The sequence below is a fragment of the Candidatus Magnetobacterium casense genome (genome assembly GCF_019173545.1).
Classification (GTDB): Bacteria; Nitrospirota; Thermodesulfovibrionia; order Thermodesulfovibrionales; family Magnetobacteriaceae; genus Magnetobacterium; species Magnetobacterium cryptolimnobacter.
Window position 1 is genome coordinate 1 of sequence record NZ_JABXWD010000059.1, and the last position, 13,015, is coordinate 13,015.

At 48.2% G+C, this 13,015-nt stretch carries 11 protein-coding genes and 1 tRNA gene; 8 read left to right on the forward strand and 4 right to left on the reverse strand.

The annotated features are described in order from the left end of the window. Window positions 1–143: 143 nt before the first annotated feature. Entirely contained in the window at window positions 144–932 is a 789-nt protein-coding gene (locus HWQ67_RS04990) for a mechanosensitive ion channel family protein (protein WP_218251549.1), read from the reverse strand. A gap of 25 nt (window positions 933–957) precedes the next feature. Continuing rightward, window positions 958–1,848: a CopD family protein gene (locus HWQ67_RS04995; RefSeq protein ID WP_218251550.1), complete on the reverse strand. Its 891-nt coding sequence runs from the start codon at window positions 1,846–1,848 to the stop codon at window positions 958–960. 344 nt (window positions 1,849–2,192) lie between these two features. Here HWQ67_RS04995 and HWQ67_RS05000 point away from each other — a divergent pair, with 344 nt between their 5' ends. From HWQ67_RS05000 to HWQ67_RS05035, 8 genes are all read left to right on the forward strand, one after another. After that, window positions 2,193–3,158: a methyltransferase gene (locus HWQ67_RS05000; RefSeq protein WP_218251551.1), complete on the forward strand. Its 966-nt coding sequence runs from the start codon at window positions 2,193–2,195 to the stop codon at window positions 3,156–3,158. 24 nt (window positions 3,159–3,182) lie between these two features. Next, window positions 3,183–4,664 (forward strand): glycogen synthase, encoded by a 1,482-nt coding sequence (locus HWQ67_RS05005; RefSeq protein ID WP_425340701.1) that lies wholly within the window; start codon window positions 3,183–3,185, stop codon window positions 4,662–4,664. Then, on the forward strand, window positions 4,661–4,840 hold the full coding sequence (locus HWQ67_RS05010) for a hypothetical protein (protein WP_218251553.1): 180 nt from the start codon (window positions 4,661–4,663) through the stop codon (window positions 4,838–4,840). The genes HWQ67_RS05005 and HWQ67_RS05010 overlap by 4 nt, the downstream gene beginning before the upstream one ends. Before the next feature lie 304 nt (window positions 4,841–5,144). Next, a complete protein-coding gene (grpE, locus tag HWQ67_RS05015) occupies window positions 5,145–5,738 on the forward strand; it encodes a nucleotide exchange factor GrpE (protein WP_218251554.1) in 594 nt (197 codons plus the stop codon). A 14-nt stretch (window positions 5,739–5,752) separates the two neighbouring features. Further along, a complete protein-coding gene (locus HWQ67_RS05020) occupies window positions 5,753–7,516 on the forward strand; it encodes an Hsp70 family protein (RefSeq protein ID WP_218251555.1) in 1,764 nt (587 codons plus the stop codon). After that, window positions 7,509–9,497, forward strand: coding sequence for a hypothetical protein (locus tag HWQ67_RS05025; protein WP_218251556.1), 1,989 nt, complete (start codon window positions 7,509–7,511; stop codon window positions 9,495–9,497). The genes HWQ67_RS05020 and HWQ67_RS05025 overlap by 8 nt, the downstream gene beginning before the upstream one ends. Then, window positions 9,494–9,811, forward strand: a complete 318-nt coding sequence (locus tag HWQ67_RS05030; RefSeq protein WP_218251557.1) for a DnaJ domain-containing protein — start codon at window positions 9,494–9,496, stop codon at window positions 9,809–9,811. The genes HWQ67_RS05025 and HWQ67_RS05030 overlap by 4 nt, the downstream gene beginning before the upstream one ends. A 94-nt stretch (window positions 9,812–9,905) precedes the next feature. Further along, window positions 9,906–9,982 (forward strand) — tRNA-Met (locus HWQ67_RS05035). 131 nt (window positions 9,983–10,113) lie between these two features. Here the strand turns inward: HWQ67_RS05035 and HWQ67_RS05040 are convergent. Together HWQ67_RS05040 and HWQ67_RS05045 are read right to left on the reverse strand one after the other, a co-directional pair. Further along, window positions 10,114–10,935 (reverse strand): shikimate dehydrogenase, encoded by an 822-nt coding sequence (locus tag HWQ67_RS05040; protein WP_218251558.1) that lies wholly within the window; start codon window positions 10,933–10,935, stop codon window positions 10,114–10,116. A gap of 280 nt (window positions 10,936–11,215) precedes the next feature. After that, window positions 11,216–12,787: a TIR domain-containing protein gene (locus HWQ67_RS05045; RefSeq protein WP_218251559.1), complete on the reverse strand. Its 1,572-nt coding sequence runs from the start codon at window positions 12,785–12,787 to the stop codon at window positions 11,216–11,218. Window positions 12,788–13,015: the final 228 nt, after the last annotated feature.

A 13,015-nucleotide genomic window follows, 5' to 3' on the forward strand; every position in this document is an offset into this window, starting at 1 on the left:
TGACACAGATGGGCGCAAAATACCATTTCTTGTCATTCCCGTGAAAACGGGAATCCATTTTCAAAAACCGCATAAAAAGCCAGTTAATAAAAAAGTGCAAAAGTATAGTATAACAATGTTTTTAACACTGTCTGTAAAAAAAACTACGGAAAGGCGATCTTCATCCCGATGTTGTCAAATGAGGCCTTGACAATCTCCGACATGTCGTTTACGATGCTTGCATAATCGGCCGTATTACACCAGACGTTTATTTCGAATTTTGCCGTGTCGTCGTTAAACTCAATGACCTTGATGGTTGGTTCCGGGGTGCTCAGGATGCGTTTATCCATCATCATCAGGTTGTTTAATATATCCCTGGGTTTTTGGAAGTCGTCACCGCAGTTGATCTTAAACGTCATATCCACGCGCCGCTGTGCTGCCGTTGAGAGGTTCGCAATTACCCCACCCGATAGTGGGCCGTTAGGGATGATAATCGTCCTGTGGTCAGAGGTAACAATTACTGTATGAAATATCTGCACCTCTTCTACCTTACCCGTAAACCCCTGGGCCAAAATAGTGTCGCCAACCTTAAAAGGTTTATTGAACAAGATTAAGACCCCTCCGGCAAAGTTGGCCAGACTTCCACGCAAGGCCAATCCAACAGCCAACCCCGCAGCTCCAAGTATGGCCACAAACGACGTCGTAGCAATACCAATCATCGAGGCAACACTGATAAAGAGCAAGACCTTCAACAATATCCCCAGCAGGCTCCCCAAAAACGACTGCAACGAAGGCTCCAGCTTTCCCAGACTCATGGCCCGCATCACGCCACTCACAAATACCTTGATCGCCCTCAGTCCCAGAAACAACACAACAATGGCAAGCAAGAATTTTGGTGCATAGAGCATCAGCAACCCAATAGCCTTGTCTAAATAAACATGTACGTCACCCATACTACCTCCATTGATATTTCAGTTTCTATAGCCATCGCCACAAGGATATCACAAATACAAGCAGAAAAACAATGACGAGATTCATGTAGGCCAGGACGTAAAACACCCTCATGTATACGGGCATCTCATGCGTTGTCTCTGTTACAGTCAGCTTTCCTGCAATGGGCACCCTCTTTAACACCTCATCGGAGTGAGGCGCAGTCTTAAGGAGTTCCGTCATATCGATACCGGCCTGATGTTTTCTGGCGTGGTTGCCATTTTTCCACATCCTGCTGTTTGAGACGTCATAGACGCTGCCATTATATCCGACGTAGGCGGCCTTGCCGTCTTTGCCATCAAAGTTGGCGAGTTCATCGGGCGTGTATGTGTCCTTTTGCTCACCGGGGGCCTTCTTTAAACTTTTTTTCAGCCTCGGGCCTATCACAAATATCACAACAATCGCCGATGCAACCATAACCAAAAACAGGGCTATCTTTATCGACAACAGTATCCCAAACCGCGTGGTATACATGACCTCAAGGGAAGATACTCGCGCAATGGTCAATAATATCCCCGTTACAAGCATAATCACGATTGAAGATATCCCTATCCGTAGCTCCCCCCTGGGCAGCCCCTTGGAGGCATACGCCGGCTTTAACAGGATGTGGACGTAGAAGATCGCCCCAAACCATATGATTGCCGTCAACATGTGGATATATCCCACGATAAGCCTTATTATCCTCTGTGCCGTCGTCACGGACTTGTACAGCCCCTTGTCTTTAAGCGTATCCCTGAACCGTTGACCCTCGGCTGTCAGAGTTGAACCTCCTCTGGGTTCAACATGGCAGGAGAGACAGTCCTTGCCAGTTTGTCCCGTATACTCGGGTATCGCCAGGGAAGTCAACGGCAATCCCAAAATTACCACGATTAATGTCATACACACCCTGTATATCATATTGTTACAATAGCACGGTTCATTAACTTATGACAATAGCAAATAGTATTAAGCATAATGGGGTCAAGGGGACTTCTTTCTGGCCGGGGCGCCTCGCCCCTCCCCTTGCGGGGGAGGTCTGAGGAGGGCCAGGTGCGACCTGGAGCGCCAAGAAGCGGAGCCGCCCTCCTTCTTTTTTTTGTAGCGTTTATGATGGAGAACAAATTTACCGTTACGCAAAAGCATAGTGGAAATATGGTAGAATAATCATGAATAATTTAAGCAAGCTCCGGTGTATTACAGACATTGCCGTGTGTAACGTGAATTATTAAGGAGATATAGAGTTTATGACTATGACTATGGATGCGGAACAATTAGCACTGCTAAAGGACTACATGGGTGCATACCGCAAGAGCAGGGTGCTGTTTACCGCCACCAACCTGCGGGTCTTTGACCGACTCACCGAACCGACGACGGCGCAGGAGGCAGCGCGATGCCTCGGTACCGATGAGCGTGCTACAACGATCCTCCTCGATGCCCTTGTGTCGATGGCGCTGGTGACAAAGGACGAAACACGCTACGTCAACTCCCCCCTGGCAAACCAGTGTCTTGTAAGCGGGAGTCCGCTGTCGCAGGTGGACATCATCAGCCACAACGACAACCTCTGGAGCAACTGGTCCGGCCTGGACGACATCGTGAGAACCGGCAAGCCAAACCGCGTGGCGCACGACCAGAGCGCCTTCATCATGGGGATGCACAACATTGCCTCACTCAAGGTCAGGGAGTTGTTTGACGTAATCGACTTAGGTGGCGTCTCCAGCGCCATTGACATCGGAGGCGGCCCCGGCACCTACGCCATGGAGATGGCAAGGCAAGGGATTGCTGTCACACTATTTGACAGACAGGAGACCATCGATATTGCAGCGGAGGTCATCAGGGGTGCCGGTGTTGAGGGCATAAGGTTCCTGCCGGGGGATTTCACGACGCACTCCATCGGAAGTGGCTACGACCTGGCCATTATCAGTCAGGTGCTGCACTCAAGCTCGGTCACACAGTGCAGAGATCTGATAAAAGGTACAAAGGATGCCTTAAATCCCAATGGCAAGATTGTCATCCACGAGTTCTACATCGAGGACAACATGACGCAGCCCTTTAATAGCGCCATGTTTTCAATAAACATGCTGGTTGCCACCGAAGAGGGCAGGTGCTATACCGTCACGGAAATGCAGGGGTGGCTTAGAGAGGCTGGTTTTGAGGATATCACGGCACAGCTTTTGACAGAAACGGTTGTTGTTACAGGAAGGAAAGCATAATTGTCTAAGAAGTTAAACATACTAATGGTGTCTTCGGAGATGGTGCCGTTTGCCAAGGAGGGTGGACTGGCCGACGTGGTAGGCTCTCTTGCGCAGGAGTTGGTCAGACAGGGGCACGACGTCAGGGTGGTCATCCCCCGGTACAAGACGATTGAGCAGCGTGGGGGTGACATGACCCTGGCTGCAGGGCACGTTGCGGTGCCAATGGGTGTGATTGGGGAGATGGCCTGTTCGGTGTGGCAGTGTCCGATCATAGATACCAAGGACGGGGGTGGTGGGACAGTCTACGCCGTTGAACATCACGATTACTTCAGCCGTGATGGCGGCTTTTATTCAAATATAAATGGCGACGGCTACATGGACAACGACAATCGTTTTGTGTTTCTGTCGCGTGCGGCCCTGGAACTCTGCAAACAAGTGGGGTTCAGACCTGATTGTATCCACGTCCATGACTGGCACACGGCGGCCATACCTGTGCTGATTAACACCGACTACAGGAATGAACCGATGCTCGGTGACAGCGCCACACTGCTGACGATCCACAACATCCAGCATCAGGGCGAGTTCTACGAGGGACTGATGGACGTCATTGGTGTTGGCTGGGGGCATTTCAATCACATGGAGCTTGAAAAGGACGGCAACATCAACCTCCTCAAGGGTGGCATCTACCACGCCACGCTCGTCAACACCGTCAGCGAGGGGTATGTCCGGCAGATACAGACGCCGGAGTTTGGCTTTGAACTCGACGGCGTGTTGCGAGACAGGGCATCCGACCTCTATGGCATCATCAACGGCGTGGACTACGAGCAGTGGAACCCGCAGACCGACAAGTTCATCGCCGCCACCTACGACGCCGACGACCTCAGCGGCAAGGCCCTCTGCAAGGCCGACCTTCAGGGCAGTCTTGGTCTGCCGGTGCGACCTGATGTCCCGATTATCGGGCTGATTACGAGACTAGTCAAGCAGAAGGGGATCGACGTGCTGGCCGAGGCCATTTACAGGCTGATGGAGCTTGATATCCAGGTGGCATTGCTGGGGACGGGCGAGGTCTGGGCGAACTTCTATTTCGGCGACCTGCCCAGGCAGTATCCCGATAAGTTTGGATGCTACATCGGTTATGACAACGCCATCGCCCACAAGATAGAGGCCGGTGCGGATTTCTTCCTGATGCCGTCGTTGTTTGAGCCGTGCGGGTTAAACCAGATGTACAGTATGCGTTATGGCACGTTGCCCATAGTGAGGGCAGTTGGCGGACTGGATGACACCGTAGACAATCTCGACGTTGAGGCCAACACCGGGACGGGGTTTAAGTTCTACGACCTTACGGCTGGTGCGTTGGTGGACACGGTGGGTTGGGCCGTTTACACGTACTACAATCAGAAGGATACGATGGAGGGGTTGGTCAGGAGGGCGATGGCGAAGCGTTTTCCGTGGACTAAGGCGGCCAGGAAGTATGTGGCGTTATACGAAATGGCCATCAACAAGCGCAGGGGGCAATCGTCATGATGGAGACGGACAAGGGGCGGCAGATTCGGCTCAAGTATCTCTACCGGAAGATGGTCATCAGCGGTAAGGCGCAGATTCCCTACGCTGCAGCGGTCAAGCTCGTAGGCCCCGATTGCGCCTACCACCTGTACTCAACCGTCAACCTCAAAGCCCAGGAAGCAGAAAAGAAGGGATAGAGAAGAGGGCGGTTTTTTAGCCGGGGGCGGCTCGCCCCTTTTATGCCGGGGGTCGCTGACCCCTCGCTGACCCCTTGCAAAATTGCTCAAATAGAAGAAAGAAAGGGGCGGCTCCGCCCCCCTTTAGAACCCCCTGCAAGGGGGCCAGCCCCCTTGACCCCATTATTTTGTTAATCAAATATCATGCCTGAAAAAACCTGCGTCATTTCAGTATATGAGGTTTATTATAATTTCGTATAGATTTTTATGTGAGGCAATTCGCCCCCTTGACAGACCATCGTATCTTCGTGTAGCATACAATATCATGTTTGAAAGGGCCAAAGAACGCTTTTACAGATTCGAACGCTATATCAGAAAAATAGGTGACAGGATTAACAAGGCGCTGGAAAAGCACTATCCTCCTCCTGTTGCATTGATCGACTATATGCCGCAAGAGCAGATATCATCCGATAAGATACCGGCAGATGACATACTGCTGGATGAGATAAAGGATATAAAAAAGGCAATAAGGAGACAGAGTATCTCATTGGAGGTCATAAAAAATGACATTATCGAACGGCTCGACCAAAAAAGCATAAAAGACTTGCACCCCCTTATGGAGCTTGCAGATAACTTTTTCTTCCTGGGGGAGTCTTTTACAGAGGATGAGTACATATCGCCTGGGCAAGAGGAGGCTATCGAAATAGTGTGGCAGAAACTCGATAACGTCCTGTCCATGTTCAACCTTGAGGTCATACGTGACATTGAGGTGCCTTTTGACCCGGCACTACATGAGGCCATAGAGAGCACCTGTCAGCAGACAGACAATCCAACGGTTGAAAGGGTACTCCAACCAGGGTATCGGTACAGGGGAGACGTCGTAAAACCGGCAAGGGTTATTATAGGAGATTTTTATTAGATGAGAGTGCAACAATGAAAAAAACAAAAGAACAATCACCAGGTGGACAGGAGCAATCTATCATATGTGGTATAGACTTGGGGACCACCAACTCGTGCATATCATACCTCAAAGACGGTAAACCCTTCGTTATTGCCGTGGAGGGCAGTAGTCCGATCTTACCTTCCGTCGTGAGTTTTGATGAGCAAAATGGGCGCATGCTGGTTGGCAGGGAGGCTATTAATCGTCTGTCTGTTTACCCCCATCACACGGTACGATCAATAAAGCGCCAGATGGGTAAAGAGACCACCGTCCAACTTGGCAGCAAAGAGCTATCCCCAGCAGAGGTGTCATCCTTCATCCTCAGGCGGCTGATTGAAAAGGCACAACAGGCAACTGGTTTTGCGGTAAAGCAGGCCGTAATAACGGTTCCGGCCTACTTCAATGACGCCCAGAGAAGGGCAACAATCACAGCCGGCGAGCTGGCAGGCGTTGAGGTCCTGCGTATTGTCAACGAACCCACGGCCGCCGCCCTGGTCTATGACTACGTGACGGGAATCGACACGCTTAACACACCATATATACTCGTATACGACCTCGGCGGGGGAACCTTCGACGTCTCAATCCTTGAGATAAGAGGCGAAATCAAGGAAGTCCTGGCCTCATGCGGAGACACCAACCTCGGCGGAGATGACTTTGACCAACGGTTGATTGATATGTTTATGCGGCACATAGAAGAAAAAACAGGGGTAACCCTCTCTGCTGAAGAACTCCCCCTGCAGGTGAGACTCAAGGATATCGCCGAACGGACAAAGATCGCCCTGTCCGATACCCCCTATGTCACCGTACAGGAGGCATCCGTTACCAGAATCAATGGAGAGTCCGTAAACCTCAACCTCGAGGTCTCCAGGGATGAGTACGAAACTATGATAAAGGACCTCGTGGACAAGACCATTGACAAGGTCAACGAGGCCCTGCGAGAGGCCGGTCTCTCCAGTAAGGATATCAGCGAGGTGCTGCTGGTTGGAGGGGCAACAAGGACACCACTTGTCCAGAGAGCCATCGATGCCATCTTTGACATCCCCATACAGCACAGCGTTGACCCCGACCTGTGTGTCGCCCTTGGCGCCGCAGTCCAGGGCGGACTCATCATCGGACAACCCCTGGGGCACATCCTGCTTGATGTTACCTCGCACTCCCTGGGCGTAAAAACCGCAGACAACTTCGATTTCAGCACCGGGAAGGCCGATCACTTCTCCGTGATTATCAGACGAAACACAAAGATTCCCGTGCGCAGGGCAGAGAGCTACTATACGATGATTCACAACCAGGAGGGGGTCAACGTAGAGGTATATCAGGGGGAAAGCATCTCCTGTAAGGACAACACCCTGATAGGTGAGTTCTTCTTTGAATTGAAACCGGCCCCTGAAAACTCCACCGTTACGACGGAATTTGCCTACGACAAGGAGGGTATCGTACACATCACCGTAGACCAGAAGGGATATGATAATCGCAAGGAAGTTACCCTGGATGTACGAACCAGAAAAATCAAGGACAAGGATGCAGCAGCCGACGGCAGTGACGATGAAAAAGTACTGAATTATATAATCTCAAAGTACAAGGCCCTGTGCAACAAAGAGGGCATCGATAAAACCTCGCGCAATGAGCTGATAGAACTCGGCGAAAAATATGAGCGTGCCTTAAGGAACAAAGAGGATGATAAGGTCATTGATGACCTTGAGACAAGCCTTATTGATATGATAGAAGAAATCGAGGAATCCCTGGAGGACATTGAATAAGGCCAAGGCAAAGAGAGAGCAAAAAGAGATCGAAAAACTACTCTCTGGTGGCCGATACTGGCAGTGGCTTGAGAAGGTGCAGGAGGCATCCCTTAATGACCACTATAAAAAAGACTGGGACGATGTCTGGCAGACCCTTGCAAAACAGGCTCTCAGACATCCTGAGAGACTTCAGGAGTTCTGGAACAATTGCGTAACCATAAAGTCACACCCTAACAGTGCAGACGTAAGACTGCTATTTGGCATCAGGGGCTTTATCTATGACGACAGCCCCACTGATGACTTAATGAAGATTGGGGGGCTTAGTATGCCCGCAGAGGAGCTCCGTAAGCGAGTAATGACCTGGAAGGATGACAGCTTTCCACAAAAAAAGCTCGAAAAACTTTTAGCCTCCTTCTGCAAGACCCCTGAGAAGATCGTAAAGAGACACTTCCTGAGCCTTGCGCAATTGCTGCAGGGAACTGACCTGGCCGACTATGCACAAGACCTTGCTCAACATATTGACTATATCAACAGGGTAGGCGCCAAGACAGACGGCAAGGTCAAAGGTGATAAGCTGTCAGAGATGGATAATTACGTAAGCGACATACACGAGGGTCTTCCCTCTGAGCTGGGGCAAATACTGTTGTATCCCTTTGTCGTTAATCTGACCAAGTATTTGACCACTCTTGCCAGGGGCGGCAATACCGTGGCTGCTGCCAATTGTGTCATAAAGATGCCCTTTCTCTTCTCCCTCTCCGCCGGTGACAAGGCCGAACAGATACAAGACAGCATCGCTAATGTAAACTCCCAGGTACTGGACAACGAATATATAGAGAAAAAGATATCAGTGGCAGACCTCCCGGGCAAGATAGTCCTCATACGCAAGCTCAGGGAACTAATACATGATGCCTCATCTGGTACAAGGAGCTATATAGCATATCTGCGAACCCTCTACCGCGAGGTCATGTCAGAGATATCACACCTGCAGCAAACCATTTCGGAAAGGGAAAAGAAGGCCGTATCCAACGTCCTGGGCAGAGAGGTGATTCATGACCTACATTTATTGTATGATACCAACCGCGACCTGTCGGAGTTTTTGTTCATGACTGGACAGTCGGGTTGTATGAACGCCAAACTTGCCACTCTGGCCATTGTGATGAAGGAAACCTTAAAAAATCGACGCCTCATGGAAATAGCGCAAGGCATCCTGAAAAACCACCATAGCGATTTGCAAGAAGAGCTTGATTGGTTGTTTAAAAACTTTGAATCTCTGGTATTTCCTGATGTCCTTTATTTAAGGCCGCTTATTAACCTGTTTGGCGAACATGAAGGTTTCAATGAGACCTTACATGCAATTGTCAAGTCGAGGTTGCAGACGGCATTGATGTTAGGGACAATATCAAGTGAGATTAGAGGGTTGCCCGATTTTTTTTCTTACCTCATGGATATCAGGGGTAGCAGCGAAGACATAAACACGCTAAGAACAGAGCTGGCAGAGATGAAGCACTATGAACCTTTTTGTAATCTGTCGGAATACCTTGACTGTTTCCCTACTAACAAGTTCTCTGAGAAGGGTTTTTATCGTCTGTTTGCCAAGATGTATGGTGATAGCGGCATCAGTGCTGTAATAGATACATTCAAAGCCCTTGTTGAAAAACAAAAAAACACTGCTTACTACAATATGGGTATTGCCAATGATCCAAGGGGGGGGCTCGTCACAATGCAGAACGGTGCATTTTTGCAGCTTATTGACGAGCGTTGGGATGACCTCAAAGGCATTGACACAGGTATCCTTCTGCGGTTGGCAGAGATAATTATTGAGAGATTCTCCGCAAACAACATACTCATAAGGCTTTACAACTTGGTAGATATCCGCTATAATGACGGAGAGGCAGGCTTAGAGGACTTGCATACGAAGATATCATCAATATTAAGAAAAATAGCCACTGCCAGGGCAACTAAGACAACCAGGACAAGGCAAAAGAGGAGGAAGCGTTGACCAAAGACGATGCCTTTAAGGCGTTGCAGCTTGACCCCTCGGCGAGCAAGCAGGAGATAGAGGCTGCCTACAACAAACTGGTCAGGCGCTATCCGCCGGAGTTTCAGCCGGACAAGTTCAGGGAAATCGATGAGGCTTATCGGTTTTTGACCTCCTTGTCGGTCATGATAGAGAGACTGCTGGCGGATGCGATAGATGACGTCGGCATTGATGCTGACCTCTTTAAGTTTGACACACCGCCTCCGACACATCTGCTGGAGGGTGCCATTAATGCGATCAAGAGGCAAAGTAAAATAAAACACCTTATGCAGTAATCCCGCGGGTTTTTGTTGAGTATAGACAAGGGGATTATTTTTTTTATTTTAGCTATTGACAAACGCAAATATATATGTTATGATTAAAGAGTATCGCGGGGTGGAGCAGTCTGGTAGCTCGTCGGGCTCATAACCCGAAGGCCGGTGGTTCAAATCCATCCCCCGCCACCAAATACACGGCCACAAATACCTGGGCACGAACTCCCGGCCAGTAATACTCCGACCACAAATACTCCATAAGCTCAGTAAGCTACGCAAGTGATGAATATCCCGGACCATAGTCACACATCACAACCACCATGCTATTTCCTGGCATCCAACAGGGCCTTACGCATCACTTCGACGGGGGCATCTTTTTTTGTCCATATCTCAAAGGCCAGCACGCCCTGCCAAAAGAGCATACTGAGACCGTTGAGGGTCTTGCAGCCAAGCTTACTGGCGTGGAGCTGAAGGGGGGTTTCCGTGTATATGAGGTCGTAAACGACTTGTGAGGGGTTTAACTGTGCAAGGTCAAACGGCGTGGGGTCATTGCTCTTGAGTCCCAGGGGGGTGGCGTTGAGGACGATGTCTGAGGCGCTGATACCGGCCAACGACGCCTCACTGTAGACGGCCTGATTTATGCGTCTGAGGTCGCCAACGAGTGTGTCGAGTTTGCCCCGGTCTATGTCGAAGATATGCACCGATACGGCCTCCTTGCACAGATAATAGGCCACGGCACGCGATGCCCCTCCCGCACCCACGATAAACACCTTCTTGCCCTGGATAACAACTCCGGACTCCGTCAGAGACCGATAAAACCCCCGACCGTCCGTGTTGAACCCCCGCAGGACACCACCCGTATTGAGCACCGTGTTGACGGCGCCGATAAAGTTGGCCTCCGCGTCGATCTCATCCAGCAACGGGATGACCTTTTCCTTGTGCGGGACGGTGACGTTTACTCCGGCGAAGTTCAATGCCCTGAGTCCTCTGATTGCATCGCCAAGGGCATCGGGATGCACCGGAAACCCAAAATAACAGTAATCCAGTCCCAGGTGATTAAATCCGGCGTTGTGCATTGCCGGTGACAGGCTGTGTTCAACGGGATAGCCTAAAAGCCCCGTTACTTTGGTCTTTGCGCTTATCATCTTAACGTAACTCCTCTAATGCCGTAATAAGCCCATCAAATGTGGACTCTATGACCTCTACTTTATATTGCATGGTAGAAAGAAAGAAAGGGGCGGAGCCGCTTCTTGGCGCTCTAGGTCGCATCTGGCCACCTTCAGAACCCCCTGCAAGGGGACCAGTCCCCCCACTGAGCCGGGGGAACTTAGCCGGGGGCGACTCGCCCCTCACTGACCCCTTGACCCCTTCCTGCGAAACCTTTTATCATGCTTTTTTAAGAGGATACCTCTGCTCGTTTATTTCCTATTCAGGGAATTTAATAAAATAAAATGGGCAATTATATTCCATAATAGCTCTTTTCACGGTATCTCTATTCTTATATCTGATATGTTCAGGTATGGACATTTTATAGTTTTTCTTAAGATTATCACGCATTGTTTCAAAGTTAAAAAGACCATCTATGTCTGATGCAAGAAGCAATAAGTCACTTGAAGTATTAACGCATCGAGAATTTACGCTTGTCTCCTCTACATCGACTATATTCCATCCTTTTTGGTACAGTTCATGTACTACATCCGCAAAATAATACTCGCCTCTGACATTAGCGTTGCTGACATTCAATAGCGCATCTCTAAATTCCTTCGTGTTGTAGAAAACATAAAGCCCTACATTTTTTTTCATGTGACCGGCGATTTTCATTGGTGCAATCCTTCCTTGGATAACATGTTCTATCTTATCTTGAGCATCTTTTACCACATACTCAGATAAGTCTGCATAACTTGTCAGCATACCAAAGGTCTTTTTGCTGTCATTTTCGCTCTTTACATGTTCAATTAATGCTCTAACAGCAGTTGAAGAGAGGTATGGCACATCAGTATAAACAACTATAAAAAGACCATCATTATCTCCTAGAACTTCTAAGCAAGTAGCAACTCTAAACGCTGCTCCAAAAGCAAGTTCATTTTTAATATTTCTAATTCTATTACCATAAATTAGGTCTGATAGCTCAGTTCTAAACCCTGTCGCTGCATAAATCATCGAAGATTTATTTGTTGCTTCTGATATCATATCGGAAACCCAATCAAATAGAAATTTTTCTCCCAATGGTAATATGTGTTTTGGTATCGTAGAATTCATACGCGTTGATCGACCACCACATAAGATAAGCGTCGTGATAGAACTTTTTGAGATAGTATTTTGATGTTGCTTTACAAGATGTTGCAGATCATTGTCTATAAAGGCTGTCCATTCTGCTCTATCACGAATACATGTTGGATTATTGTTGCTACCACTATGATTTATTGATGAAAGTTCTTTTACAAAATTATATTTTATTCTTTGAGCACACTTTACCGCTTGTTCAGATAATTCTGCTATAATATTTGAATAAAACAGCATAGGGCTATAAACATTACTTTTATAGATGCTATTATTTATAAACTTTATATCATTTGCTGCTATTTTGTAAGCTTCAGCTACTATCTCTGATGAAACAGCAGTATTGCCATACCTTTCAATGTATATTGTTTTGCAGTTCGAGTTATATTCTATGCAGCTAAGGTCTTCTATGATGGTGCTAATCTTGGCACTATTTACTTTGACTATTAAAAGGCGTTTTCTTCTCTTTATATGTCTATAAATTATTACATTTTGTTCTCGTTGACAAAAGGCGCTTTGATTATAATTATCTGAGATTAACAAGACAAAACAATCGCTCTGATCTATTCCTTCTGATATCTGGGATACTATAGAATTGCCAAGACCTATGCTTTCGGTATCATACCATACAGTATGGTCTTTTTTTAAATGATTAAATAAGGGGGTTGCAATCTCGTTTTTATCCATAGAGGAGTGACTAATAAATATCTTTGCCATTTATATCCTTTCTTCCCTTAGAGTATCTATAATATAAAGATAATAACAGATGCCTCTATTTTTGGTCAATAAGCTTTTCTCATGGGTATAATTCCTTTTGTCTTTGCACTTAAGTAAGCGAGCATAAGTAACTATAACAAGCAAGGAAGGGGTCAAGGGGGCTGGCCCCCTTGCGGGGGGTTCTGAAGGGGGCCAGGTGTGACCTGGAGCGCCAAGAAGCGGAGCCGC

Bases quoted from the DNA above. Each gene is read 5' to 3' on its own strand.
- HWQ67_RS05010 (WP_218251553.1), top strand. From the start codon at position 4,661: ATGATGGAGACGGACAAGGGGCGGCAGATTCGGCTCAAGTATCTCTAC.
- HWQ67_RS04995 (WP_218251550.1), bottom strand. From the start codon at position 1,848: ATGACATTAATCGTGGTAATTTTGGGATTGCCGTTGACTTCCCTGGCG.
- HWQ67_RS05005 (WP_425340701.1), top strand. From the start codon at position 3,183: ATGGTGTCTTCGGAGATGGTGCCGTTTGCCAAGGAGGGTGGACTGGCC.
- HWQ67_RS05000 (WP_218251551.1), top strand. From the start codon at position 2,193: ATGACTATGACTATGGATGCGGAACAATTAGCACTGCTAAAGGACTAC.
- HWQ67_RS05045 (WP_218251559.1), bottom strand. From the start codon at position 12,787: ATGGCAAAGATATTTATTAGTCACTCCTCTATGGATAAAAACGAGATT.
- HWQ67_RS05020 (WP_218251555.1), top strand. From the start codon at position 5,753: ATGAAAAAAACAAAAGAACAATCACCAGGTGGACAGGAGCAATCTATC.
- HWQ67_RS04990 (WP_218251549.1), bottom strand. From the start codon at position 932: ATGGGTGACGTACATGTTTATTTAGACAAGGCTATTGGGTTGCTGATG.
- grpE (WP_218251554.1), top strand. From the start codon at position 5,145: ATGTTTGAAAGGGCCAAAGAACGCTTTTACAGATTCGAACGCTATATC.
- HWQ67_RS05040 (WP_218251558.1), bottom strand. From the start codon at position 10,935: ATGATAAGCGCAAAGACCAAAGTAACGGGGCTTTTAGGCTATCCCGTT.